This is a genomic window from Pseudomonas sp. AF32 (assembly GCF_022342325.2).
Lineage (GTDB): Bacteria > Pseudomonadota > Gammaproteobacteria > Pseudomonadales > Pseudomonadaceae > Aquipseudomonas > Aquipseudomonas uvaldensis.
This window is the reverse complement of the sequence record NZ_RQJK02000025.1, coordinates 64468-88518: the sequence shown is the minus strand read 5'-3', so window position 1 is coordinate 88518 and position 24051 is coordinate 64468. Positions and strand designations below refer to the sequence as shown.

The window sequence follows — 24051 nt, the reverse complement described above, 5'->3', positions numbered from 1 at the left end:
TTCTCTACAAGTGGGTGACGGGCCGGATCCGTGAGGGTATGTCCGCCACAGGTGTTTGTAACAGGATTGAAACCCATCCTTGCCTTTGGATCCAGTCCCGGCAAGCTCCGGCACGCAATTGCCGGCGGGTGGCTTATGGCTAGTATTTGCAAGCTGAATAAATCATTCCTTTGGCTGATTTGATCCGTGTATAAGCGCTCTAGAGTGCTTACCTCCATTCACGACCATGCAGTCAGAAAAAGGGATTCTTATGTTGCAGACTCGCGTTATTCCTCCAGCCGAAGGCGCTTATCAATATCCGCTGTTGATCAAGCGACTGTTGATGTCCGGCGTGCGTTACGAGAAAACCCGCGAGATCGTCTATCGAGATCAGCTGCGTTACAACTATCCGACGCTGATCGAACGGGTCGCGCGGTTGGCCAACGTGCTGACCGAGGCCGGGGTGAAGGCGGGCGATACCGTGGCGGTGATGGACTGGGACAGCCATCGCTACCTGGAGTGCATGTTCGCGATACCCATGATCGGTGCGGTGATCCATACGATCAACGTGCGCCTGTCGCCGGAGCAGATCCTTTACACCATGAACCACGCCGAGGACCGCTTCGTGCTGGTCAACAGCGACTTCGTCGGCTTGTACCAGGCGCTTGCCGGACAACTGACCACGGTGAAGAAGACGCTGCTGTTGACCGACCTGCCGGAAAAGACCGCCGACCTGCCGGACCTGGTGGGTGAGTACGAGCAGTTGCTGGCCGCGGCCAGCCCTGTCTATGACTTCCAGGATTTCGACGAGAACTCCGTCGCGACCACCTTCTACACCACCGGCACCACGGGCAACCCCAAGGGCGTGTATTTCACTCACCGGCAGCTGGTGCTGCACACCTTGGGCGAGGCGACCATCATGGGCGCCATCGACAGTGTGCGGTTGCTGGGCTCCAACGACGTGTACATGCCGATCACGCCGATGTTCCACGTGCATGCCTGGGGCTTGCCGTATGTGGCGACCATGCTCGGGCTCAAGCAGGTCTACCCGGGTCGATACGATCCCGAGTTTCTGGTGCAGCTGTGGCGCAACGAAAAAGTCACGTTCTCCCATTGCGTACCCACCATTTTGCAAATGCTCCTCAACGCCAAGGGCGCCCAGGGGGCCGATTTCGGTGGCTGGAAAATCGTCATCGGCGGCAGTGCCCTGAACCGTAGCCTGTATGAAGGCGCCAAGGCCAGGGGCATCCAGCTCACCGCCGCCTACGGTATGTCGGAGACCGGTCCGCTGGTGTCCTGTGCCCACCTGAACGAAGAATTGATGGCCGGCAGTGAAGATGAACGCATCACTTACCGCATCAAGGCCGGCGTACCGGGGCCATTGGTAGAGGCAGCGATTGTCGATGCCGAGGGCCGTTTCCTGCCCGCCGACGGCGAGACCCAGGGGGAGCTGGTGCTGCGCGCGCCCTGGCTTACCGAGGGCTATTTCAACGAACCGCACAAAGGTGCCGAACTCTGGGCCGGTGGCTGGTTGCATACCGGTGACGTCGCCACGCTGGACGGCATGGGGTTCATCGACATCCGCGACCGTATCAAGGACGTGATCAAGACTGGCGGCGAGTGGATCTCTTCCCTGGACCTGGAAGACCTCATCAGCCGTCACGCAGCGGTACGTGAAGTAGCAGTGGTGGGTATTCCCGATCCACAGTGGGGCGAGCGGCCGTTTGCCTTGCTGGTGATTCACGAAGGGCATCAAATCGGCGCCCGGGAGCTCAAGGATCATCTCAAGCCGTTCGTCGAGCTGGGGCACTTGAGCAAGTGGGCGATCCCGAGCCAGATCGCCCTTGTTACGGAAATTCCCAAGACCAGCGTCGGCAAGCTCGACAAGAAACGCATACGGGTCGACATCGCCGAATGGCAGAGTAACAACAGCGCCTTCCTCTCGACGCTTTGAAGCGTTCCTGCCGTGCCCGAAAGGGCACGGCAGCCCCACCAAGCAAGCGCTTGCCTTGTCAAACCGGAAAAATCAGCCATCCTTGCGGTGCCGATATCTGTCGGCCTGGCGAAAGGACTGTTCCAGAGTGGTCGAAGGCTGCAAATCACACTTTAGAGGGATCAAGCCGTACTACCTGCTGGCTATAGTCCGCTCACGGATTTTTCAGGAACGGGGCGCACGCACGAAAGAGCGATGCGACCTCCACGGAGTATCGGGGCGTTGCCGCGCCCAAGCCGTCGAGGTGTTCCTGAAACGTTCACTGCCATAACAATAAGCACATGGAGTAGCGTCGATGACCACAGCAACCACGTTCTGGCGCCGGGCAAAATTGCCTCTGGCGGTCAGTCTCGCCTCTTCGCTCGCCGGGCCGGCATTCGGCGTCAGCTTCAATATCGGTGAAATCGAAGGCCAGTTCGACTCATCCCTGTCGGTGGGGGCAAGCTGGTCCACGGCCAAGCCCAACCGCGACCTGATCGGCGTCAACAACGGCGGCAAGGGGTTGTCGCAGACCTCCGATGACGGGCACTTGAATTTCAAGCGTGGCGAAACCTTCTCGAAGATCTTCAAGGGTATCCATGACCTTGAGCTGAAGTATGGCGATACCGGCGTGTTCGTGCGCGGCAAGTACTGGTACGACTTCGAGCTGAAGGACGAACACCGCCTGTACAAGGACATCAGTGACAGCAACCGCAAGGAAGGCGCCAAGTCGTCCGGCGGGCAGATTCTCGATGCATTCGTCTACCACAACTATTCCATTGCCGATCAGCCGGGCTCGGTGCGCCTGGGCAAGCAAGTGGTCAGCTGGGGTGAAAGCACCTTCATCCAGGGCGGTATCAACTCCATCAACCCGGTCGACGTGTCCGCGTTCCGTCGCCCCGGCGCCGAGATCAAGGAAGGCCTGATCCCGGTCAACATGTTCTACGTGTCCCAGAGCCTGACCGACAACCTGTCGGCCGAAGCGTTCTATCAGATTGAATGGGACCAGACCGTGGTGGATAACTGCGGTACGTTCTTCTCCCAGCCGGATGTGATTGCCGACGGTTGCACCGACAATCTGCGGGTGCTGAACAAGCGTTCGAGCCTTCCGGCAGCGGCATTGGGGCCGGCAGCCGCTTTTGGCGTTGATATCAACGAGGAAGGTGTGCTGGTGCGGCGCGGCGCGGATCGTGATGCCCGGGACGGAGGGCAGTGGGGCGCATCCTTGAAGTATATGTTCGAGCCACTGGACACCGAGTTCGGGGCCTACTTCATGAACTACCACAGCCGTGCGCCAATTTTCAGCGCCACGGGCGCCCCGCAATCCATCTATAACCTTGCGGCAGGCTTGCCTCCGGCGTTCGCCAGGCTGGCGCCGCTACTGGTCGCGGGTAATTCGGAATATTTCGTCGAGTATCCAGAAGATATCCGCCTGTATGGCTTGAGCTTCTCCACAACCCTGCCCACCGGCACGGCGTGGAGCGGTGAAATCAGCTATCGCCCGAATGCGCCAGTGCAACTGAGCACCACGGACATTCTTTTCGCCGGTGTGACACCCTTGCCCGGGCTTGGCAACGCTTCGGTACTGCAAGGCACCCCCGGCCAGGACCTTCACGGTTACACCCGTAAGGAAATCACGCAATTCCAGACCACCTTCACGCACTTCCTGGATCAAGTCATGGGGGCTAGCCGCCTGACTCTGGTGGGGGAGGTCGGGGTGACTCACGTAGGTGGGCTGGATAGCAAATCCGATGCACGCTATGGTCGTGACCCGGTATTCGGTCCGGGGCAGTTGCCGAACAATTTCTGTAATGTACTCAACACTTCGACGGCCGCAGGTGGCGGTCAGACCGTTGGCAACGTGAACAGCAACTGCAACAACGACGGCTTCACCACCTCCACCTCCTGGGGCTATCGCGCACGGGCCATCTGGGAATATCCGGATGTCTTCGCCGGTGTGAACCTCAAGCCCAACGTGGCTTGGTCCCATGACGTCAAAGGGTACTCGCCGGGTCCTGGCGGCAACTTCGAGGAAGGCCGCAAGGCCGTCAGCCTCGGGCTGGATGCCGAATACCAGAACACCTACAACGCGAGCCTGGCCTACACCAACTTCTTTGGTGGCGACTTCAGCACCGTGGACGACCGCGATTTCCTGGCGCTCAGCGTCGGCGTGACCTTCTAAGCACCGTATTTCAGGATGAGCATGATGAAAATAACAAAGAATCTGTTGCAGGTCGGTGCGCTGGGGTTCTCCCTGCTGGCCACCAGCGTCATGGCAGCGGTGCCTGCCGCCGAAGCCGACAAACTGGGCAAGAGCCTGACGCCGATGGGCGCCGAGATGGCCGGCAATGCCGACGGTTCGATCCCGGCCTGGAAGCCCATGGCCAAGAACGCCGGTAGCGTGGACAGCAAGGGTTTCCTGTCCGACCCGTTTGCCAGTGAAAAACCGCTGTTCACCATCACTGCCCAGAACGTCGACCAGTACAAGGACAAACTCGCGCCGGGCCAGTACGCGATGTTCAAGCGCTACCCGGAAACCTTCAAGATGCCGGTTTATCCATCCCATCGTGGCGCCACGATACCGGATGAGGTATACGCCTCCATCAAGAAAAACGCGGTCAACACCAAGCTGGTGTCCGGTGGCAACGGCCTGGAAAACTTCGAGACGGCCATCCCGTTCCCGATTCCCCAGAGCGGTGTCGAGGTGATCTGGAACCATATCACCCGCTATCGCGGTGGCAGTGTGACTCGCCTGGTGACCCAGGCCACTCCGCAGCCCAATGGCTCCTACAGCCTGGTGTACTTCCGCGACCAGTTCGTGTTCCGCGACAAGATGAAGGATTTCGATCCGGCCAACCCGGGCAACATCCTGTTCTACTTCAAGCAGCAAGTGACCGCGCCGGCACGGCTGGCCGGTGGCGTGCTGCTGGTGCACGAAACCCTCGACCAAGTGAAGGAGCCACGTTCGGCCTGGGTCTACAACGCCGGCCAGCGCCGTGTGCGCCGCGCACCGCAAGTGTCCTATGACGGCCCGGGTACCGCCGCTGACGGCCTGCGTACCTCCGATAACCTGGACATGTACAACGGCGCGCCGGATCGCTACGACTGGAAGCTGGAAGGCAAGAAAGAACTGTACATCGCGGCCAACAGCTACCGGATCGATTCGCCACAACTCAAGTACGCCGACATCCTCAAGGCCGGCCACATCAACCAGGACCTGACCCGCTACGAGTTGCGTCGTGTCTGGCACGTGACCGCGACCCTCAAGGAAGGCCAGCGCCACATCTACGCCAAGCGTGACTTCTTCATCGATGAAGACACCTGGCAAGCTGCGGTGATCGATCACTACGACGGTCGTGGCCAACTGTGGCGTGTCGCCGAGGCCCATGCCGAGAACTACTACGACAAGCAAGTGCCGTGGTATGCCCTGGAAACCCTCTATGACCTGCAATCCGGGCGCTACCTGGCGCTGGGCATGAAAAACGAAGAGAAACAGGCCTACGACTTCGGCTTCACCGCCAGCACCGCCGACTTCACCCCGAACGCGTTGCGCCAGGACGGCATCCGTTAAACCGCCTTACCCCCGAGGCCGCATCCTCGGATAAACGCCCCGACTGGTTCGGGGCGTTTTTTATTTGAAGTCGGTTCACCTTATAGATGCAAAGCTGTGTAGTCTTTTTGTAGCCATTTGTAGCACTCCCTTCAATACCTCCCCGTTTACCGCTAGTCTGCGGACATCTGCAACGCCGCCATTGCCATTCAACAAGAGCCGGCCATGACTGATCTGTCTGCACTCGCGCACCCTGACCGCGCAGCCATCGCGGTACGGGACGGGCGCTTCTACCGACCGCCTTTGCCTGACGGCCACGTCATGCGGCCTCGTCTGTGCGAGCGTTTGAGCGCGGGGCTGGGTGGCCGGTTGCTGCTGGTGAGTGCGCCCGCGGGGTTCGGAAAAAGCTCCCTGGCGGTGGAGTTCTGCCAGGGTCTGCCGGCGCATTGGCAAAGCCTCTGGCTGGGACTCAACACCCGGGACAGTGACCCGGGGCGTTTCCTGGAGCGATTGCTGGAAGGGCTGCAGGCGTTCTATCCCCAGCTGGGAGGTCGGGCGCTGGGGTTGCTGAAAATGCGGCAGCGCCACCAACCCTTTGCGTTCGAGGAGTGGCTCGATGGCTTGCTGGATGAACTGAGCTCACACCTGTCGCCCCGCTTTCCCCTGCTGCTGGTGCTCGACGATTACCACCTGGCCCAGGGCGCGGTGCTGGATCGCTGCCTGCAATTTTTCCTCAATCACCTGCCCGACGGTTTGCTGGTGCTGGTCACCAGTCGCCAGCGGCCGGATTGGCATCTGGCGCGTTTGCGCCTGTCGCGGCAACTGCTCGAACTGAATGAGCAGGACCTGCGCCTGACCCATGACGAAGCCCAGATACTGCTCGAGCATCACAGTATTTCGTTGCGCGGCGAAGCCCTGGAAAACCTCATCCTGCGCAGCGAGGGTTGGGTGGCCGGGCTGCGTTTCTGGCTGCTGGCGGCCTCCGAAGCCGGAACCGAAGGCCGGTTGCCCCAGACCCTTCATGGCGGGGAAGGGTTGATTCGGGATTATCTGCTGGAGGAGGTCATCGACTGCCTGCCCGCCGAAGTGCAGGCGTTTCTCTACGACACCGCCCCACAGGATCGCTTCTGCAGCGACTTGTGCGATGCCGTGCGTGAAGCCCATGACAGTGCCGAGATCCTGAGTTACCTGGCCGCCCATCAGGTCTTCCTGGTGCCGCTGGACGAACATGGCCGCTGGTATCGCTATCACCACCTGTTTTCCGATCTGTTGCGCAGTCGCCCCAGCGAGTCGGCCATGGTGCCCGCGGCCACCTTGCACCTGCGGGCCTGTCGTTGGTTCAACGCCCAGGGCCTGATCGACGAAGCCGTGGAGCAGGCGTTGCGGGCGGGGCATCTGGACGTGGCGGCGAACCTGGTGCAAAACCTCTCTGAAGAGCAACTGCTGGCCGAGCAGAACGTCGGCATGTTGCTGCGTTGGAAAATGGACTTGCCGGACAGTCTGCTCATCAGCACGCCTCGGTTGATCGTGCTTTACAGCTGGGCGTTGGGGCTGGCCTGCCAACTGGATGCGGCCGAAGAACTGGCCGCCCACTTGAGCCGCTTCCTGCCCGCGCCGTCGGCCACCGCGCAAAAATCCATGCTTGCCCAGTGGCTGGCCTTGAGTGGGATCGTTGCCCGTGGCCGTGGTGATCGCGAGGCGACGGTGCGTTACTGCACCGAAGCCCTGGAGAGTCTGCCGCAAAAACGCTATGGCCAGCGCTTGATGTGCCTGTCCACGCTGTCGAACCTGGCGATTGCCGACGGTGACTTGTGGCGCGCCCGAAACCTGAATCGCGATTCCCTGGAGTTGGCGCAGCGGGTCGGCAATCCTTTGTTCGAAGCGCTGGCCCACTATGACCGCGCCCGGGTGCTGCAGGCTCGGGGGGAAATCGTGCGGGCGCTGGATGAAGTGCACCTGGGGCAACAGCGCCTGCACAGATTATCGCCGCAACGGCTTTATGCGGTGCGGGCGCGATTGACGCTCTACGAGGGATTCCTCTTGACCTTGCGCCTGCAACCGGAAGCCGGGTTGGCGCGGTTGCAGGCGGGCCTGACCGAAGCCCGTGCCTGTCGTGATATCAGTGTCCTGATTGGGCATTGCGTGATCGCGCGCATCGAAGGCCAGAATGGCGAATTTGCCCGAGCCTTCGCCGAATTGGCCGAGGCCGAACGTCTGATGCATATCTGGGACGTCCCACCGGTCTACTACCTGGCGATGATTACCCTGGTCAAATGCGAACTCTGGTTGGCCCAGGGGCGCACCGATCTGGCCGAAGCCTGGTTGCTGCGGTTGGGCCGGACCTACACGGGCGAACAGGCTGCCGCGCCGCCGGAGTTCCACCCGCAGTTGCCGCTGCATGTCGAGTTGCAACAGGCGGTGCTGGAGTCCCTGCGGGGTCAGCCGATGCTGGCCGAAGGGCGGCTCGATGCCTTGCTTGAGCACGGGCAGCAAACCGGTCGGCAAATGCTCAGCGTGATGGCGCTCAACCAGAAGGTGGCGCTGCTGTTGAGTATCGGCCGTGAGGCGGCCGCTCGCAGTGCGCTGGCCCAGGCTTTCGAGGCCGCCGCCGGCGGTGTACTGCAACCTTTCCAATGGTTGTTGGGAGACGCGCATCGAGAATGGCTGCGCGAGCAACTGCTGCAAGCGCCGGCCACGCCCTTGTGTCAGAATCTGCTCGAACGCTTGCCGTCGACAACGGCGCAACCTGCCGATGCCCAGGCGCCTTTCGAAGTCCTCAGCAGTCGCGAACGCGCCGTATTGCAACTGATTGCCCAAGGCTGTTCGAATCAGGAAATCAGTGAACAGCTGTTCATCTCACTGCACACCGTCAAGACCCACGCCAGCCACATCAACAGCAAGCTGGGTGTCGAGCGCCGTACCCAGGCCGTGGCGCGGGCGAAGGAGCTGGGGTTGTTGGGCTGAGGACGTTCAATTGAGTCGAAAGGCTCCGTGGTGATCGCCAGCCTGGGCCAGTAGAGGAATACCCCGATGTTACCCCGCTACAAAACCATTCAATCTCCGGTGGGCCAACTGATTCTCGTGGCTCGGGAGGCGAAACTGGCCGCCATCCTGTGGGAAAACGAGCGGCTCAACCGGGTGCGCCTGGGGCCATTGGAGGAAGACTCGCGGCACCCGGTTCTCAACGAGACCGAACGTCAACTCATGGAATATTTCGCCGGCAAGCGCCGCCGTTTCGAGCTGGAGCTGGATTTTGTCGGCACGGCGTTCCAGGTTCGGGTCTGGCAGGCTCTGTTGGGCATTCCCTTCGGTGAAACCCGCAGCTACCGCGACATCGCGATCCAGATCGGACAACCCACGGCGGTACGGGCGGTGGGCGCGGCCAACGGCCGGAATCCCATCTCGATCATCGCGCCTTGCCACCGTGTGATCGGTACTTCCGGCAGCCTCACCGGTTTCGCCGGCGGGCTGGCAGCCAAGCAGTTCCTGTTGAGTCTTGAAGGCCAGCAAAGCCTGCAGTTGATGTTCTGAGGGGCATCGCGGGCAAGCCTTGCTCCCACAGGGTGGAATACCCACAGTCATGAAAAAGCCCGCCGGATCATTTGATCGGGCGGGCTTTTTCGTAGCGCTTGTAAACGTTTACTTTTTCAAACCGTAATGCTCATCGAGCATGCCGGGAGAATTCGGTGCCTTGGGCGCGTAGTCCCGTGGCGGTTCCTGGACCTCCCGTGGCGGGGTCAGGCGTTCCCGTGGCGCCTGTCCTGCGTCGGCGTGCAGGGCGGCCAGCAGGCGTTGACGAGTCTGCTCATCCAGGGCCAGGCGATTGGCGCCGTCGGACAGGTGATCCTGAACGTCCTGGTAGCTTTGGGTGAGTTTTTTCACCAGGGCGGCAGTGCTGTTGAAGTGAGTGACCACTTCATTCTGGTAGCTGTCGAAACGTTCCTGAATGTCGTCCAGCTGGCGTTGCGTGCTGTTGGGCACCGCGTTGGGCAGCAGTCGGGCAAGCAGGAATCCAATGGCGACACCGGCGACCAGGGCAAGAGTCGGCAACAACCAAACTAAGAGCGAGTGTTCCACGAGTCCTTCCTCTATAAACGGCTTTGCTTTACGTTAACGGCTCGGACCTGCGCTGTATACCGCGAAGAACATCGCAATCATGCCAGGCACAGACTTTTAGCTAGACGAGTCGACCCTATTCGGGGTCACGGAGTTCTTTCCCTTGCTTATGCGCGAAACCCCTGTAGTCATCGACGGCCCGGTGGGCCAACTGGAAGCCTTGTACCTGGACAGCGAGGCCCCCCGTGGCCTGGCGCTGATCTGTCACCCGAACCCGGTGCAGGGCGGGACGATGCTCAACAAAGTGGTTTCGACCCTGCAGCGCACCGCCCGGGATGCCGGCCTGGTTACGTTGCGTTTCAATTATCGTGGCGTCGGCGCCAGCGCCGGCAGTCATGACATGGGCACTGGCGAAGTGGACGATGCCCAGGCTGCAGCGGCGTGGTTGCGGGAAAAGTACCCGCAGTTGCCCCTGACCCTGTTCGGTTTCTCGTTTGGTGGCTTCGTCGCCGCCAGTCTGGGCGGACGGCTCGAAGCCCAGGGCCAATCGCTCAAACACCTGTTCATGGTGGCGCCTGCGGTGATGCGCCTGAACGAGCAATCACCTTTGCCGACTGGCGGCGCGCTGACGGTTATCCAGCCGGAAAACGACGAAGTGGTCGAGCCAAGGCTTGTCTACGAATGGTCCGATGCGCTCCAACGCCCCCATGAGCTGCTGAAAGTGGCAGAATGCGGACACTTTTTTCATGGCAAGCTGACCGATCTCAAGGATCTGCTCCTGCCGCGCCTCTCGAATTGACAGCAGTCTGACAAGCGATAACCCATGACGACTCGTACCCGCATCCTGACCGGCATCACCACCACTGGCACCCCACACCTGGGCAACTACGCTGGCGCCATCCGTCCGGCGATCCTCGCCAGCCGCGACAGCAACGCCGATTCGTTCTACTTCCTGGCGGACTACCACGCCCTGATCAAATGCGATGATCCGCTGCGCATCCAGCGTTCGCGTCTGGAAATCGCCGCGACCTGGCTGGCCGGCGGTCTGGATGTGGAGCGCGTGACGTTCTATCGCCAGTCCGACATTCCCGAAATTCCCGAGTTGACCTGGCTGCTGACCTGCGTCGCCGCCAAGGGCCTGCTCAACCGCGCCCACGCCTACAAGGCCTCGGTGGACAAGAACGTCGAGGCCGGCGAAGACCCGGACGCCGGCATCACCATGGGCCTGTACAGCTACCCGGTGTTGATGGCCGCCGACATCCTGATGTTCAACGCCCACAAGGTGCCGGTCGGTCGCGACCAGATCCAGCATGTGGAAATGGCACGGGACATCGGCCAGCGTTTCAACCATCTGTTCGGCCAGGGCAAGGAGTTCTTCACCCTGCCCGAGGCGCTGATCGAAGAAAGCGTCGCCACGCTGCCGGGCCTCGATGGGCGCAAGATGTCCAAGAGCTACGACAACACCATCCCATTGTTCAGCAGCGCCAAGGACATGAAGGACGCGATCTCGCGGATCGTCACGGACTCCCGCGCGCCGGGTGAAGCCAAGGACCCGGACAACTCGCACCTGTTCACACTGTTCCAGGCCTTCGCGACCCCGGACCAGAGCGCCGAGTTCCGCAACGACCTGTTGCAGGGCCTGGGTTGGGGCGAAGCCAAGAATCGCCTGTTCCAGCTGCTCGACAGCCAGTTGGGTGAGTCCCGCGAGCGTTATCACCAGCTGATCGAGCGTCCGGCGGACCTGGAAGATGTCCTGCAACTGGGCGCGAAAAAAGCCCGGGCCGTGGCGACGCCGTTTCTCAACGAACTGCGCGAGGCCGTTGGCCTGCGTTCGTTCGTCAGCCAGGTCCAGGTGGCCGCCAGCACGAAAAAGAAGGCCGCCAAGGCCGCGCGCTTCGTCAGCTTCCGCGAAGACGATGGCAGTTTCCGCTTCCGTCTGCTGGCTGCCGATGGCGAGCAATTGCTGTTGTCTCGCCATTTTGCCGACGGCAAGACGGCCGGCCAGGTGACCAAGCAATTGCAATCCGGCCAACCCCTGGATGTGCGCAGCGAAGCGCTGTCTTTCAGCGTCTGGCTCGAAGGCGAATGCGTGGCGGACAGCCCGGATTTCGCTGACGCTGCCGCTCGGGACGCGGCAATCGAGGCGTTGCGCGTTGCGCTGACACCTGCACAGGATTGATCCGAAGCGTCACCCGACCATCGGCCCGAATAAGGGCCGATTGCCATTCCTCTGGGCCGTCGCTACAGTGACCGCCCGTTTTTGTTGCCTTGCTAACGAATATGACACCCCTAGAACGATATCAAGCTGATCTGAAACGCCCGGAGTTCTTCCACGACGCAGCCCAGGAAACGGCAGTGCGGCATTTGCAGCGCCTGTACGACGACCTGATCGCTGCTTCGAACAACAAGCCGGGCTTGTTGGGCAAACTGTTCGGCAAGAAGGACCTGGCGCCGGTCAAGGGCCTGTACTTCTGGGGTGGCGTGGGTCGTGGCAAGACCTACCTGGTGGACACCTTCTTCGAAGCGTTGCCCTTCAAGGAAAAGACCCGGACGCACTTCCACCGCTTCATGAAGCGTGTGCATGAGGAGATGAAGACCCTGGGCGGCGAGAAGAACCCGCTGACCATCATCGCCAAGCGTTTCGCCAGCGAGACGCGGGTGATCTGCTTCGATGAGTTCTTCGTGTCCGATATCACCGACGCCATGATCCTCGGCACCTTGATGGAAGAGTTGTTCAGGAACGGCGTGACCCTGGTCGCCACCTCGAACATCGTGCCGGACGGCCTGTACAAGGACGGTCTGCAACGGGCGCGCTTCCTGCCGGCCATCGCGCTGATCAAGGAGCACACCGAAATCGTCAACGTCGACAGCGGCGTCGACTATCGCCTGCGTCATCTCGAGCAAGCGGAGCTGTTCCATTTTCCGCTGGACGCTGCCGCCGAAGAAAGCCTGCGCAAGAGCTTCCGTGCCCTCACGCCGGAATGCACCCAGGCGGTCGAGAACGACGTACTGATCATCGAGAATCGTGAAATCCGCGCCATCCGCACTTGTGACGACGTGGCCTGGTTCGATTTCCGCGAACTGTGCGACGGTCCTCGCAGCCAGAACGACTACATCGAGCTGGGCAAGATCTTCCACGCCGTGTTGCTCAGTGGCGTCGAACAGATGAGCGTCACCACCGACGACATCGCTCGCCGTTTCATCAACATGGTGGACGAGTTCTACGACCGCAACGTGAAGCTGATCATCTCGGCCGAAGTCGAGCTCAAGGACCTCTACACCGGTGGTCGCCTGACCTTCGAGTTCCAGCGAACGCTGAGCCGCCTGCTGGAAATGCAGTCCCATGAGTTCCTGGCGCGGGCGCACAAGCCGTAAGCGTTTTTAAACCTGAAAAGAGCCTGCGATTGCAGGCTTTTTTATGCCCGGTTTCTGTTTTACCACCGACCTCTGTGGGAGCGAGCCTGCTCGCGATGGCGGCGGCACATTCAACATTGATGCTGATTGAACCAGCGCTATCGCGAGCAGGCTCGCTCCCACAAGGGAAGGGGTGTGCTCAGTCCTACGCCGCCTGCTGAAACTGCTGACGATACTGGTTCGGCGACAGATCGGTATGTTGCCGGAACAGCCGTGCGAAAAAGCTCGCATCGTCGTAGCCGACTTCATAGCTGATGGTCTTGATGCTCTTGCGGCTGCCGGACAGCAGGCCCTTGGCCGTTTCGATGCGCAGTCGCTGCAGGTAATGCAGGGGCTTGTCTCCCGTGGCGGTCTGGAAGCGGCGCATGAAGTTGCGGATGCTCATGCCATGTTCCCGGGCGACGTCCTCGAAGCGGAACTTGTCCGCGAAGTGCTCTTCGAGCCATTGCTGGATCTGCAGGATGATCACGTCCTGATGCAGCTTCTGGCCGCCGAAGCCGATTCGGCCCGGCGAATAGTTGCGCTGTACTTCATAAAGGATGTCCCGCGCCACCGCCTGGGCCACGTTGGCGCCGCAGAAGCGTTCGATGAGGTAAATGTACAGGTCGCAGGCCGAGGTGGTGCCACCGGCACAGAACAGGTTGTCGGCGTCGGTCAGGTGCTTGTCCTGATTCAGGTGAACCTGCGGAAAACGCTCCTTGAATGCGTTGAAGAAGCGCCAGTAGGTGGTTGCTTCCTTGCCGTCGAGCAATCCGGCCTCGGCCAGCCAGAACACACCGGTGGCTTCGCCGCACAGCACCGCACCGCGGGCATGCTGGTCTCGCAGCCAGGGCAGGATCTGGGGATAGCGCAGGCAAAGGGCGGGGAAATCATCCCAGAACGCCGGCAGGATGATCACATCGGTATCTTCCAGGCCGCTGTCTACCGGCATGATCACGTCGCTGAAGCTGTTCACCGGTTTGCCGTCGGGGCTGACAAGGCGGGTTTCGAACGCCGGCGTCAGGCCATGGCCCAGTTGTTTGCCATAGCGCAGGCTGGCCAGATGGAAAAAATCCTTGGCTTGCATGAGGGTGGAAGCGAAGACCCGGTCGATTGCCAGGATGCTGACGCGCCGCAAGGGCGTGGAGACGTGCTTGGACATAATTCAACTTTTATTTTTATAAGGGATAGTGGTCACCAGACGGCTGGATCGTCTTATTTTTTGTCGGATGTGTCCAGTGTCCCGTCACCCCTCCCGAGCTTAGGCTCTGTCGGATAACCACCCCCAACAATAATGAATGGTGCGTCATGATCCCAAGAACCCTGTTCAGTCCCGAACACGAATTGTTCCGTGACAGCGTACGAACCTTCCTTGAAAAAGAAGCCGTTCCCTACCACAGCCAATGGGAAAAACAGGGGCATGTGGATCGCCAGCTCTGGAACAAGGCAGGGGAGGCGGGCATGTTGTGCTCTCATTTGCCGCAGGCTTACGGCGGGCTGGAAGCAGACTTTCTCTACAGCGCCGTGGTGATCGAGGAAATCGGCCGCCTGGGGCTGACGGGTATCGGCTTTTCGCTGCACTCCGACATTGTTGCGCCCTACATCCTGCATTACGGCAGCGAGGCGCTGAAGCACAAGTACCTGCCCAAGTTGATCTCCGGTGAAATGGTCACAGCCATTGCCATGACCGAGCCGGGTGCCGGTTCCGATCTGCAAGGCGTGAAGACCACGGCGGTACTGGACGGGGATGACTATGTCATCAACGGTTCGAAGACCTTCATCACCAATGGTTACCTGGCCGACCTGGTCATCGTGGTGGCCAAGACTGACCCGAAGGCTGGCGCCAAGGGCACCAGTCTGTTCCTGGTGGAAGCGGGCACGCCCGGCTTCGAGAAAGGCAAGCGCCTGGAAAAGGTCGGTATGAAAGCTCAGGACACCTCGGAGTTGTTCTTCCAGGATGTTCGCGTACCGAAGGAAAATCTCCTGGGGCAGGCCGGAATGGGATTTGCCTACCTGATGCAGGAGCTGCCTCAGGAACGCTTGACCGTGGCCATCGGCGGCCTGGCCTCGGCCGAGGCGGCGCTACAGTGGACGCTGGATTACACCCGTGATCGCAAGGCATTCGGCAAGTCCATCGCGGACTTCCAGAACACCCGCTTCAAGCTGGCGGAAATGGCCACCGAAATCCAGATCGGTCGGGTCTTTGTCGACCGCTGCCTGGAACTGCACCTGCAAGGCAAACTCGACGTGCCGACGGCAGCGATGGCGAAATACTGGGGCACCGACCTGCAATGCAAGGTGCTCGATGAGTGCGTGCAGCTGCACGGTGGGTATGGCTTCATGTGGGAGTACCCGATTGCCCGGGCGTGGGCGGATGCGCGGGTGCAGCGGATCTATGCCGGGACCAATGAGATCATGAAGGAGATCGTTGCGCGGTCGCTTTGAATTCGGCGCGAACCTGAGATCGCTATCGCGAGCAGGCTCGCTCCCACATTGGATCGCCGTCTAATGACAGAGCGCGGTCTACTGTGGGAGCGAGCCTGCTCGCGATTGGCCCTGTCAGGCGATCAAGGCGCCGGATTCGGATGATCCTTATGAATCGCCTCGATTCCCGCCAGGACCTCATCCGACAGCTCCAGGTCGAGGCTGGCAATGTTGCTGTCCAGTTGTTCCAGCGTCGTGGCGCCAATGATGTTGCTGGTCACGAACGGCTGCCGGGTGACGAACGCCAGGGCCATTTGCGCCGGATCCAGGCCATGTTCGCGAGCCAGCGCTACATAACGGCTGCACGCCGCTTCCGACTGCGGATTGAAGTAGCGCGCGAAGCGACTGTAGAGCGTCAGGCGGCCCTTGGGCGGTCGGGCACCGCCTTCATACTTGCCCGACAGGAAGCCGAACGCCAGGGGTGAGTAGGCCAGCAGGCCGCACTGTTCACGGATCGCGATTTCCGAGAGGCCGATTTCAAAGCTGCGGTTGAGCAGGTTGTACGGGTTCTGGATCGAGACGGCTCGCGGCCAGCCACGCGCTTCGGCCAGGGCGAGGAATTTCATGGTGCCCCATGGCGTCTCGTTGGACAGGCCAATGTGGCGGATCTTGCCGGCGCGGACTTGTTCGTCCAGGGCTTCGAGGGTTTCCTCCAACGGAGTGAAATCTTCATCGGCCTTGTGCTGATAGCCCAGCTGTCCGAAGAAATTGGTGCTGCGCTCCGGCCAATGCAGTTGATAGAGATCGATCCAGTCGGTCTGCAGACGCTTTAGGCTGGCGTCCAGCGCCTCGGTGATGTGACGGCGGTTGTGCTTGAGGTTCTTGTCGCGAATGTAGTCGATGGTGTTGCCGGGGCCTGCGATCTTGCTCGCCAGGACCCAATCGGCACGGTCGCCATGGCTCTTGAAGTAGTTGCCGATGTAGCGTTCGGTGGTGGCATAGGTCTCGGCCTTCGGCGGGACCGGGTACATTTCGGCGGTGTCGATGAAATTGATGCCGGCATCCTTGGCGCGTTCAATCTGGGCGAAGGCCTCGGCCTCGCTGTTCTGCTCGCCCCAGGTCATGGTTCCAAGACACAGGGCGCTCACGTTGAGATCGGTACGGCCTAGCTGGCGATAGTCCATCGGGGACTCCTTGGGCAAAGCAATCATAAAAGCAGGTTGAATTATTTTTCGCAATCTGCATAATTGCGCACCTCTTTCTGCAGTGGAAGTGATGCCCCGCCGCCGAAGAATCTTGCCGTTGAACGGACGCGCCGACCCGAGCCCCCGAAAGCGTCTGTATCCGGCTGCCTTTGACTTGTCAAAGTACGCACTATTCAGTAAGATCCGCCGTCTAATTTACAGGGCGGCCCCTGAGGCTATAAAGAATGAAAACTTTTACTGCTAAACCGGAAACAGTAAAGCGCGACTGGTTCGTCGTCGACGCTGCTGGTCAGACCCTGGGTCGTCTGGCCACCGAAATCGCGAGCCGTCTGCGTGGCAAGCACAAGCCTGAGTACACTCCTCACGTCGACACCGGTGACTACATCGTTGTGATCAACGCCGAGCAGGTACGTGTGACGGGTGCCAAGACCTCTGACAAGATGTACTACTCCCACTCCGGTTTTCCTGGTGGCATCAAGTCGATCAACTTTGAAAAGCTGATCGCCAAAGCCCCTGAGCGCGTGATCGAGACCGCGGTTAAAGGCATGCTGCCTAAGAACCCGCTGGGTCGCGACATGTATCGTAAGCTGAAGGTTTATGCGGGCGCTGCTCACCCTCATACTGCTCAGCAGCCCCAAGAACTGAAGTTTTAACGGAATAGTTCATTATGTCGGCGACTCAAAATTACGGCACTGGCCGTCGCAAGACTGCAACCGCACGCGTTTTCCTGCGTCCGGGCACTGGTAACATCTCCATCAACAACCGCTCTCTGGATAGCTTCTTCGGCCGCGAAACCGCTCGCATGGTTGTTCGCCAGCCACTGGAACTGACCGAGACCGTCGAGAAGTTCGACATCTACGTCACCGTTATCGGTGGTGGTGTAAGTGGTCAGGCTGGCGCAATCCGCCACGGCATCACTCGCGCCCTGATGGACTACGACGAGACTCTGCGCAGCCCTCTGCGTAAAGCTGGCTTCGTGACTCGCGATGCTCGTGAAGTTGAACGTAAGAAAGTCGGTCTGCGTAAAGCGCGTAAGCGTCCACAGTACTCGAAGCGTTAATTCGCTCTCGCGTTCAAAAGAACGCCCAGTTCCTCGCGGAGCCGGGCGTTTTTTTATGGGCAAAATAATTTGCTGTGACAACTTGCCACATCCGTGGAGCCCCTATACTACAAGGCTTGGCGGTATCGCCGCTCGGTAATTACCTTGTCAGAATTGGGGGTTTTCATTACCATTCGGCAAAATTTTTATAAGTTCAGATTTTTACTTAGTAGACGCCTGGTTTAACAGGCCACAAAGCTGATGGGAGAGGACTGAATGAGCAATGACGGCGTGAATGCAGGCCGGCGTCGCTTCCTGGTAGCAGCCACATCCGTGGTGGGTGCTGCAGGGGCGGTGGGGGCTGCGGTCCCGTTCGTGGGGTCATGGTTTCCCAGTGCCAAGGCGAAAGCTGCAGGTGCACCGGTGAAAGTGAATGTCAGCAAGATCGAGCCAGGCCAGCAGATGATTGCTGAATGGCGCGGCCAGCCGGTATTCATCGTCCGCCGTACAGAAGAAATTCTGGGGAATCTGAAAAAGATCGAGGGGCAGTTGTCCGACCCCGACTCCAAGAGCTCGACGCAACCAACGTACGTGGACCCGAAGACCCGTTCGATCAAGCCGGAAGTCCTGCTGCTGATCGGGATCTGCACACACCTGGGTTGCTCGCCAACGTTCCGTCCCGAAGTGGCCCCTGCCGACCTGGGCAAGGATTGGGTCGGTGGTTATTTCTGCCCTTGCCACGGTTCCCACTATGACCTGGCCGGTCGCGTCTACAAGTCGCAGCCTGCACCCCTGAACCTGCCAGTTCCCCCGCATTCTTATGAGTCGGACGACATCATTGTCGTTGGCGTCGATACGGAGAAAGCGTGATGAGCAAATTAATGGACTGGTTTGATGCGCGCTTTCCCGCGACCAAAATGTGGGAAGACCATCTCAGCAAGTATTACGCTCCAAAGAACTTCAACTTCTTCTACTTCTTCGGCTCCCTGGCACTGCTCGTTCTGGTCAACCAGATCGTTACCGGTGTCTGGCTGACCATGAGCTACACCCCGTCGGCGGAAGAAGCGTTCGCTTCCGTCGAGTACATCATGCGCGACGTCGAGTACGGCTCGATCCTGCGCCTGCTGCACTCCACCGGCGCCTCGGCTTTCTTCATCGTGGTTTACCTGCATATGTTCCGAGGCCTGCTCTACGGTTCGTATCAGAAACCCCGCGAGCTGGTATGGGTCTTCGGCATGCTGATCTACCTGGCGCTGATGGCCGAAGCCTTCATGGGTTACCTGCTGCCATGGGGGCAGATGTCCTACTGGGGTGCCCAGGTGATCATCTCGCTGTTCGGTGCGATTCCCGTCATCGGCGACGACCTGACCCAGTGGATCCGTGGTGACTACCTGATCTCCGGTATTACCCTGAACCGCTTCTTCGCCCTGCATGTAGTGGCCCTGCCGATCGTGATCCTCGGCCTGGTGGTGCTGCACATCCTGGCGTTGCACGAAGTGGGCTCGAACAACCCGGACGGCGTGGACATCAAGAAGCTCAAGGACGAAAACGGCGTACCGCTGGACGGCATCGCCTTCCACCCGTACTACACCGTGAAAGACATCGTTGGCGTAGTGGTCTTCCTGTTCATCTTCTGCTCCATCGTGTTCTTCTTCCCTGAGATGGGTGGCTACTTCCTCGAGAAGCCGAACTTCGAACAGGCGAACGCGTTCAAGACTCCCGAGCACATCGCCCCAGTGTGGTACTTCACACCGTTCTACGCGATTCTGCGTGCGGTTCCGGACAAGCTGCTGGGTGTCATCGCCATGGGCGCGGCCATCGCTGTACTGTTCGTGCTGCCATGGCTGGACCGCAGCCCCGTCAAGTCCATGCGCTACAAGGGCTGGCTGAGCCGGATCTGGCTGGTGGTGTTCTGCATCTCGTTCGTGATCCTGGGTGTGCTGGGTGTACTGGCACCTACGCCGGGTCGTACGCTGCTGTCGCAGGTCTGCACCTTCCTGTATTTCGCCTACTTCATTCTGATGCCGTTCTATACCCGGCTCGAGAAGACAAAACCGGTTCCGGAAAGGGTGACTGGCTGATGAAAAAACTATTCGCTGCACTGATTCTTGCTGCCCTGCCTGTCCTGTCCTTCGCGGCCGAACATGGTGGTCCAGAGCTGGAAAAAGTCGACATCGACGTGTCCGATAAAGCCGCCATGCAGGACGGCGCCCGGACGTTCGCCAACTATTGCATGGGTTGCCACAGCGCCAAGTTCCAGCGTTACGAGCGCGTGGCCAATGACCTGGGCATTCCCCCTGACCTGATGCTCGAGAAGCTGGTGTTCACTGGTGCCAAGCTGGGCGATCACATGAACATCGGCATGCAACCGGCAGATGCCAAGACCTGGTTCGGCGCCGCGCCGCCTGACCTGACCCTGGTTGCCCGCGTGCGTGGAACCGACTGGCTCTACGGTTACCTGCGTTCGTTCTATGAGGACCCTGCGCGTCCATGGGGCGTGAATAACAAGGTCTTCCCGAACGTCGGCATGCCCAACGTCCTGGCCAACCTGCAAGGTCGCCAGGTGGTAGGCTGCAAGCAGGTTCAGATCGTCGAGAACGGCAAGAAGCAATTCGATCCGTTGACCGGCACGGCTTTGACCCATGAAGCCTGCGACCAGTTGACCATCGTGCCGAATACCGGCAGCCTGACGCCCGAGCAGTTCGATGAGAAGGTCAAGAACCTGGTGACCTTCCTGGCCTACTCGGCCAACCCGGTGAAGCTGGAGCATCAGCGCATCGGTACTTATGTGTTGCTGTACCTGGCGTTCTTCTTCGTATTCGCTTACCTGCTCAAGCGTGAATACTGGAAAGACGTCCATTGATAAAGCTGTAAGCCGTTGCTGTTAATCGCGCGCGCCCAAGGGCGTCTCTGAAAGTGTAACGAGCCTGGTCGACCAGGTGTTACGGGAGGCGCCCTCTGGGCGCGCTCGTTTTTCCGTTTTTCCAAAAATTCTACAAGCGAGGAGGATCGCCATGGGCGTGACCAATCGGTTGGCCTGTTACTCCGACCCCGCCGACCACTATTCCCACCGGGTACGTATCGTACTGGCAGAGAAAGGTGTCAGCGCCGAGATCATTTACGTCGAGGCAGGCCGCCAGCCGCCGAAGCTGATCGAAGTGAACCCTTATGGCAGCCTGCCCACGCTGGTCGATCGCGACCTGGCATTGTGGGAATCGACCGTGGTGATGGAATATCTGGATGAGCGCTATCCGCATCCACCCTTGCTGCCGGTGTACCCTGTTGCCCGAGCGAACAGTCGTCTGCTGATCCACCGGATCCAGCGCGACTGGTGCGGTCTGGTTGACCTGATTCTGGATCCGCGGACCAAGGAGTCGGAGCGGGCAGTCGCGCGCAAGGAGTTGCGCGAAAGCCTGACCGGCGTGTCGCCACTGTTCATCGACAAGCCGTTTTTCCTCAGTGAGGAACAAAGTCTGGTGGATTGCTGCCTATTGCCCATACTCTGGCGTTTGCCGATCCTGGGTATCGAACTGCCGCGGCCCGCCAAGCCGCTGCTTGATTATATGGAGCGCCAATTTGCGCGTGAGACTTTCCAGGCGAGTCTGTCTGGTGTCGAACGCGACATGCGCTGAGGCTTAGGGAGCCGCTATGAACTCCAGTCGACCTTATCTGGTCCGCGCGCTCTACGAGTGGATTGTGGACAACGATTGCACCCCGCATATGCTGGTCAATGCCGAATACCCGTCGGTACAGGTACCACAGGGGTTTGCCAGTGACGGGCAGATTGTCCTGAATGTTTCGCCGGCTGCCGTGCGCCATTTGCACATGGACAACGATGCCGTGAGCTTCGAAGGGCGTTTCGGCGGTGTGCCGCACACGCTGTATGTGCCTATCGCTTCGATCCTCGGGATCTACGCCCGGGAGAACGGGCAGGGCATGGTGTTCGAGCTTGAAACGCCGTTGGATGGCGAGGATGAGTACGAGGTGGATGATGATTTGCCGCCGGATGACGAGCCGCCGCGGCCTAGTGGGCGGCCTAGTCTTAAGGTGGTGAAGTAGCGAGCGGATGACCGATATGCCTGTGTGTATATCCGTTTCTGCGGTAATGGCTGCTTAGGGTTCCGCCCTTACGGCGGCTTACTTTTGAACAGCGCAAAAGTAAGCAAAACGCTCTTGCCCCACCACTGGGCACCTCGCTTGCGCGAGGTGTTCCCTCACTCCGGCATTACTCCGCGGGCCCGCCGCGAAGGGCCATCCATGGCCCAGCGCGGCTATCCCGGCATCCATGCCGGGATGCCCACTGCGCAATGCCTGCGTTCGGCCCTTGTGGTTTACGGGGCGCTAAGATCAAGATCAAAAGCCAAAGCCAAAGCCAAAGCCAAAGCCAAAGCCAAAGCCAAAGCGAGGCGGCCTGACTATTCCGGTCGTAACCCAATCCAATTGTGGGAGTCTCATCAGTCAGGCCTTCGCCTGCACTTGACGGTGCGCCGGGTTTTCCGTTGCCTTACCGCTCTACTAACTCGCGCACAGCTGCTTCTTTTCGTTTAGTAGCGAGACGGTAACTGCCTACTAATTAAGGGAATGTAAAAATGTGTTCAACAGTTGATTGAGCTGAGATCAGAGAGATAAGTCGGCTGTGAGGCCGTCTTCGCGAGCAAGCCCGCTCCCACATGAGATCTTCAGCACATACAAACTTGCATCATATACCTGTGTGCGAGTCTGCTCGCGATGGCGTCGGATCGGCAGCATTGATGTTGACTGGGACACCGCAATCGCGAGCAAGCTTTGCTCCCACAATGAAATTCCGGTACAGCCGGAGAAACAGGCCAGCCGTCACACCGCCTTGCTCTTGCTCTTGCTCTTGCTTTTGATCTGGACGCCCCGTAAACCACAAGGGCCGAACGCAGGTATTGTGTAGTGGGCAACCCGGCATGGATGCCGGGTTAGCCGCGCTGGGCCATGGATGGCCCTTCGCGGCGGGCCCACGGAGCAATGCCGGAGTGAGGGAACACCTCGCGTAAGCGAGGTGCCCAGTGGTGGGGCGAGGCGCTTTTGGTTACTTTTGGCGCCTTTTCAAAAGTGACCCGCCGTAAGGGCGGAACCCTAATCAGCCGTTACCGAAGAAACGGATATACACACCAACCAACCAAAAAAAACGGCACTCCCCCATCTGAAGAAGCACCGTTTTTCCAGTCAAGCCAAGCGCAGCATCAAGAACCGCAACTACCCTCAGTCAATATACTCAAACAACTTCACAATCTTCTGCACCCCGGAAACCCCCTGCACCAGATTGGTCGCCTGGGCGGCCTCCTGCTTGGTCAGCAAGCCCAGCAGATAAACGATGCCATTCTCGGTCACAACCTTGATACGCGAACCAGGAATGCTCGCATCGGTGAGCATCTGGGTCTTGATCTTGGTGGTCAGCCAGGCATCGTTCTGGCGCGCCAGCAAAGAGGAGGGTTGCAACACCTGCAATTCGTTATGCACGGTCTTGACCCGTTGTACGGCGCTGGCAGCCTGCTCGGCCTTGGCTTTGAGGTCTTCCCGTGGGGTCTGGCCGGCCAGCAGCACGACACCGTTGAAGCTGGTGACGACGATGTGAGAGTTGTTGTCCAGGGCCGGGTCGGCCTTGGCGATGTTCACGCCGGCCTTGGTTTCGATCAGGGAGTCGTCGATCTTGCTGCCGAAGGTGCGGGTGCCGCGGTCGTCTTCGATCGGCGCTTCCCGGCTGGCGTTAACCACCGAGGTGCAGCCACTGATGCCAAGGCACAGGGTCAGGGCCAGAAGGCCCAGGCGATTAGGGGTCATTCTTCACTCCCGAACAGTTGGCTGTCGATCAAGTCGCAAAGACAGTGAATCGCCAGCAGGTGGACTTCCTGGATACGTGCGGTGACGTTGGCCGGCACGCGAATCTCGATGTCTTCAGGCAACAGCAATGAGGCCATGCCGCCGCCATCGCGCCCGGTCAATGCTACGACAATCATTTCGCGATCATGTGCGGCCTGGATTGCCTGAATAATATTGGCCGAGTTGCCACTGGTGGAAATCGCCAGCAGTACATCGCCGGGCTGGCCCAGGGCGCGAATCTGTTTGGAGAAGACTTCGTTGTAGCTGTAGTCGTTGGCGATCGAGGTGATCGTCGAGCTGTCCGTGGTCAGTGCGATGGCGGGCAGGCTCGGGCGCTCGCGCTCGAAGCGGTTGAGCAGCTCGGACGAGAAGTGCTGGGCATCGCCGGCGGAGCCGCCGTTGCCGCACGACAGCATCTTGCCCTCGTTGAGCAGGGCATTGACCATCACTTGGCTGGCTTGCTCGATGTGCGGTGCAAGTACGTCCATCGCCTGCTGCTTGGTGTCGATACTGGCCTGGAAAAGCTGGCGGATTCGCGATTGCATGTCCATCTGTGTGACCTTAAGTAGCGCGGCTTATCGGCACA

Annotated in this window: 21 protein-coding genes; 16 read left to right on the top strand and 5 right to left on the bottom strand. The window is 59.8% G+C overall.

Annotated elements, in window-relative coordinates:
- The first annotated feature begins 250 nt into the window (after positions 1-250).
- From EGM97_RS21630 to EGM97_RS21610, 5 genes are all read left to right on the top strand, one after another.
- The gene (locus EGM97_RS21630; protein WP_238961886.1) at positions 251-1933 is read left to right on the top strand and encodes a fatty acid--CoA ligase; all 1683 of its coding nucleotides are present in this window, start codon (positions 251-253) and stop codon (positions 1931-1933) included.
- Positions 1934-2267: 334 nt separating this feature from the next.
- Positions 2268-4133: a DUF1302 domain-containing protein gene (locus EGM97_RS21625; protein WP_238961887.1), complete on the top strand. Its 1866-nt coding sequence runs from the start codon at positions 2268-2270 to the stop codon at positions 4131-4133.
- A 24-nt stretch (positions 4134-4157) separates the two neighbouring features.
- Positions 4158-5522, top strand: a complete 1365-nt coding sequence (locus EGM97_RS21620) for a DUF1329 domain-containing protein (protein ID WP_053146493.1) — start codon at positions 4158-4160, stop codon at positions 5520-5522.
- A 204-nt stretch (positions 5523-5726) separates the two neighbouring features.
- Positions 5727-8465, top strand: a complete 2739-nt coding sequence (locus tag EGM97_RS21615; protein WP_238961888.1) for a winged helix-turn-helix domain-containing protein — start codon at positions 5727-5729, stop codon at positions 8463-8465.
- 66 nt (positions 8466-8531) lie between these two features.
- A complete protein-coding gene (locus EGM97_RS21610; protein WP_053146489.1) occupies positions 8532-9032 on the top strand; it encodes a methylated-DNA--[protein]-cysteine S-methyltransferase in 501 nt (166 codons plus the stop codon).
- Positions 9033-9140: 108 nt separating this feature from the next.
- Here EGM97_RS21610 and EGM97_RS21605 read toward each other — a convergent pair whose 3' ends face one another.
- On the bottom strand, positions 9141-9578 hold the full coding sequence (locus EGM97_RS21605; protein WP_053146487.1) for a Z-ring associated ZapG family protein: 438 nt from the start codon (positions 9576-9578) through the stop codon (positions 9141-9143).
- A gap of 148 nt (positions 9579-9726) precedes the next feature.
- Between EGM97_RS21605 and EGM97_RS21600 the strand changes: the two genes are divergently transcribed.
- From EGM97_RS21600 to zapE, 3 genes are all read left to right on the top strand, one after another.
- A complete protein-coding gene (locus EGM97_RS21600) occupies positions 9727-10356 on the top strand; it encodes an alpha/beta hydrolase (RefSeq protein WP_238961895.1) in 630 nt (209 codons plus the stop codon).
- A 24-nt stretch (positions 10357-10380) separates the two neighbouring features.
- Positions 10381-11736, top strand: a complete 1356-nt coding sequence (locus EGM97_RS21595) for a tryptophan--tRNA ligase (RefSeq protein WP_238961889.1) — start codon at positions 10381-10383, stop codon at positions 11734-11736.
- A 101-nt stretch (positions 11737-11837) separates the two neighbouring features.
- The gene (gene zapE, locus EGM97_RS21590; RefSeq protein ID WP_053146481.1) at positions 11838-12932 is read left to right on the top strand and encodes a cell division protein ZapE; all 1095 of its coding nucleotides are present in this window, start codon (positions 11838-11840) and stop codon (positions 12930-12932) included.
- A 184-nt stretch (positions 12933-13116) separates the two neighbouring features.
- Here zapE and EGM97_RS21585 read toward each other — a convergent pair whose 3' ends face one another.
- Positions 13117-14013: a GlxA family transcriptional regulator gene (locus EGM97_RS21585; RefSeq protein ID WP_238961896.1), complete on the bottom strand. Its 897-nt coding sequence runs from the start codon at positions 14011-14013 to the stop codon at positions 13117-13119.
- A gap of 245 nt (positions 14014-14258) precedes the next feature.
- Here EGM97_RS21585 and EGM97_RS21580 point away from each other — a divergent pair, with 245 nt between their 5' ends.
- Positions 14259-15395 (top strand): acyl-CoA dehydrogenase family protein, encoded by a 1137-nt coding sequence (locus EGM97_RS21580; RefSeq protein WP_238961890.1) that lies wholly within the window; start codon positions 14259-14261, stop codon positions 15393-15395.
- A gap of 122 nt (positions 15396-15517) precedes the next feature.
- On the opposite strand, the gene EGM97_RS21575 is transcribed toward EGM97_RS21580, so the two are convergent.
- Positions 15518-16558 (bottom strand): NADP(H)-dependent aldo-keto reductase, encoded by a 1041-nt coding sequence (locus tag EGM97_RS21575; protein ID WP_238961891.1) that lies wholly within the window; start codon positions 16556-16558, stop codon positions 15518-15520.
- Between the two features lie 245 nt (positions 16559-16803).
- Between EGM97_RS21575 and rplM the strand changes: the two genes are divergently transcribed.
- The 7 genes from rplM to EGM97_RS21540 all read left to right on the top strand — a co-directional run bounded on the left by rplM (position 16804) and on the right by EGM97_RS21540 (position 21677).
- Entirely contained in the window at positions 16804-17232 is a 429-nt protein-coding gene (gene rplM, locus EGM97_RS21570) for a 50S ribosomal protein L13 (protein WP_053146474.1), read from the top strand.
- Between the two features lie 14 nt (positions 17233-17246).
- The gene (gene rpsI, locus EGM97_RS21565) at positions 17247-17639 is read left to right on the top strand and encodes a 30S ribosomal protein S9 (protein WP_053146472.1); all 393 of its coding nucleotides are present in this window, start codon (positions 17247-17249) and stop codon (positions 17637-17639) included.
- Positions 17640-17894: 255 nt separating this feature from the next.
- Positions 17895-18488, top strand: coding sequence for a ubiquinol-cytochrome c reductase iron-sulfur subunit (petA, locus tag EGM97_RS21560; protein WP_238961892.1), 594 nt, complete (start codon positions 17895-17897; stop codon positions 18486-18488).
- On the top strand, positions 18488-19699 hold the full coding sequence (locus EGM97_RS21555; RefSeq protein ID WP_053146468.1) for a cytochrome b: 1212 nt from the start codon (positions 18488-18490) through the stop codon (positions 19697-19699). Before petA ends, EGM97_RS21555 begins: the two co-directional genes overlap by 1 nt.
- Positions 19699-20481, top strand: a complete 783-nt coding sequence (locus EGM97_RS21550; protein WP_238961893.1) for a cytochrome c1 — start codon at positions 19699-19701, stop codon at positions 20479-20481. The genes EGM97_RS21555 and EGM97_RS21550 overlap by 1 nt, the downstream gene beginning before the upstream one ends.
- A 151-nt stretch (positions 20482-20632) precedes the next feature.
- Entirely contained in the window at positions 20633-21250 is a 618-nt protein-coding gene (locus EGM97_RS21545) for a glutathione S-transferase N-terminal domain-containing protein (RefSeq protein WP_053146464.1), read from the top strand.
- Between the two features lie 16 nt (positions 21251-21266).
- Positions 21267-21677 (top strand): ClpXP protease specificity-enhancing factor, encoded by a 411-nt coding sequence (locus tag EGM97_RS21540; protein ID WP_053146462.1) that lies wholly within the window; start codon positions 21267-21269, stop codon positions 21675-21677.
- A gap of 1170 nt (positions 21678-22847) precedes the next feature.
- Here EGM97_RS21540 and EGM97_RS21535 read toward each other — a convergent pair.
- Together EGM97_RS21535 and EGM97_RS21530 are read right to left on the bottom strand one after the other, a co-directional pair.
- Complete coding sequence (locus EGM97_RS21535) at positions 22848-23426, bottom strand: BON domain-containing protein (RefSeq protein ID WP_238962642.1); 579 nt, start codon at positions 23424-23426, stop codon at positions 22848-22850.
- Positions 23423-24016: a phosphoheptose isomerase gene (locus EGM97_RS21530; protein ID WP_238962641.1), complete on the bottom strand. Its 594-nt coding sequence runs from the start codon at positions 24014-24016 to the stop codon at positions 23423-23425. Before EGM97_RS21530 ends, EGM97_RS21535 begins: the two co-directional genes overlap by 4 nt.
- Between the last annotated feature and the right edge of the window lie 35 nt (positions 24017-24051).

What these genes read in the sequence shown, in the direction of transcription:
- EGM97_RS21630 (WP_238961886.1), top strand. Translation starts at nt 251, where the DNA reads ATGTTGCAGACTCGCGTTATTCCTCCAGCCGAAGGCGCTTATCAATAT.
- EGM97_RS21625 (WP_238961887.1), top strand. Translation starts at nt 2,268, where the DNA reads ATGACCACAGCAACCACGTTCTGGCGCCGGGCAAAATTGCCTCTGGCG.
- EGM97_RS21620 (WP_053146493.1), top strand. Translation starts at nt 4,158, where the DNA reads ATGAAAATAACAAAGAATCTGTTGCAGGTCGGTGCGCTGGGGTTCTCC.
- EGM97_RS21615 (WP_238961888.1), top strand. Translation starts at nt 5,727, where the DNA reads ATGACTGATCTGTCTGCACTCGCGCACCCTGACCGCGCAGCCATCGCG.
- EGM97_RS21610 (WP_053146489.1), top strand. Translation starts at nt 8,532, where the DNA reads ATGTTACCCCGCTACAAAACCATTCAATCTCCGGTGGGCCAACTGATT.
- EGM97_RS21600 (WP_238961895.1), top strand. Translation starts at nt 9,727, where the DNA reads ATGCGCGAAACCCCTGTAGTCATCGACGGCCCGGTGGGCCAACTGGAA.
- EGM97_RS21595 (WP_238961889.1), top strand. Translation starts at nt 10,381, where the DNA reads ATGACGACTCGTACCCGCATCCTGACCGGCATCACCACCACTGGCACC.
- zapE (WP_053146481.1), top strand. Translation starts at nt 11,838, where the DNA reads ATGACACCCCTAGAACGATATCAAGCTGATCTGAAACGCCCGGAGTTC.
- EGM97_RS21580 (WP_238961890.1), top strand. Translation starts at nt 14,259, where the DNA reads ATGATCCCAAGAACCCTGTTCAGTCCCGAACACGAATTGTTCCGTGAC.
- EGM97_RS21575 (WP_238961891.1), bottom strand. Translation starts at nt 16,558, where the DNA reads ATGGACTATCGCCAGCTAGGCCGTACCGATCTCAACGTGAGCGCCCTG.
- rplM (WP_053146474.1), top strand. Translation starts at nt 16,804, where the DNA reads ATGAAAACTTTTACTGCTAAACCGGAAACAGTAAAGCGCGACTGGTTC.
- rpsI (WP_053146472.1), top strand. Translation starts at nt 17,247, where the DNA reads ATGTCGGCGACTCAAAATTACGGCACTGGCCGTCGCAAGACTGCAACC.
- petA (WP_238961892.1), top strand. Translation starts at nt 17,895, where the DNA reads ATGAGCAATGACGGCGTGAATGCAGGCCGGCGTCGCTTCCTGGTAGCA.
- EGM97_RS21555 (WP_053146468.1), top strand. Translation starts at nt 18,488, where the DNA reads ATGAGCAAATTAATGGACTGGTTTGATGCGCGCTTTCCCGCGACCAAA.
- EGM97_RS21550 (WP_238961893.1), top strand. Translation starts at nt 19,699, where the DNA reads ATGAAAAAACTATTCGCTGCACTGATTCTTGCTGCCCTGCCTGTCCTG.
- EGM97_RS21545 (WP_053146464.1), top strand. Translation starts at nt 20,633, where the DNA reads ATGGGCGTGACCAATCGGTTGGCCTGTTACTCCGACCCCGCCGACCAC.
- EGM97_RS21540 (WP_053146462.1), top strand. Translation starts at nt 21,267, where the DNA reads ATGAACTCCAGTCGACCTTATCTGGTCCGCGCGCTCTACGAGTGGATT.
- EGM97_RS21535 (WP_238962642.1), bottom strand. Translation starts at nt 23,426, where the DNA reads ATGACCCCTAATCGCCTGGGCCTTCTGGCCCTGACCCTGTGCCTTGGC.
- EGM97_RS21530 (WP_238962641.1), bottom strand. Translation starts at nt 24,016, where the DNA reads ATGGACATGCAATCGCGAATCCGCCAGCTTTTCCAGGCCAGTATCGAC.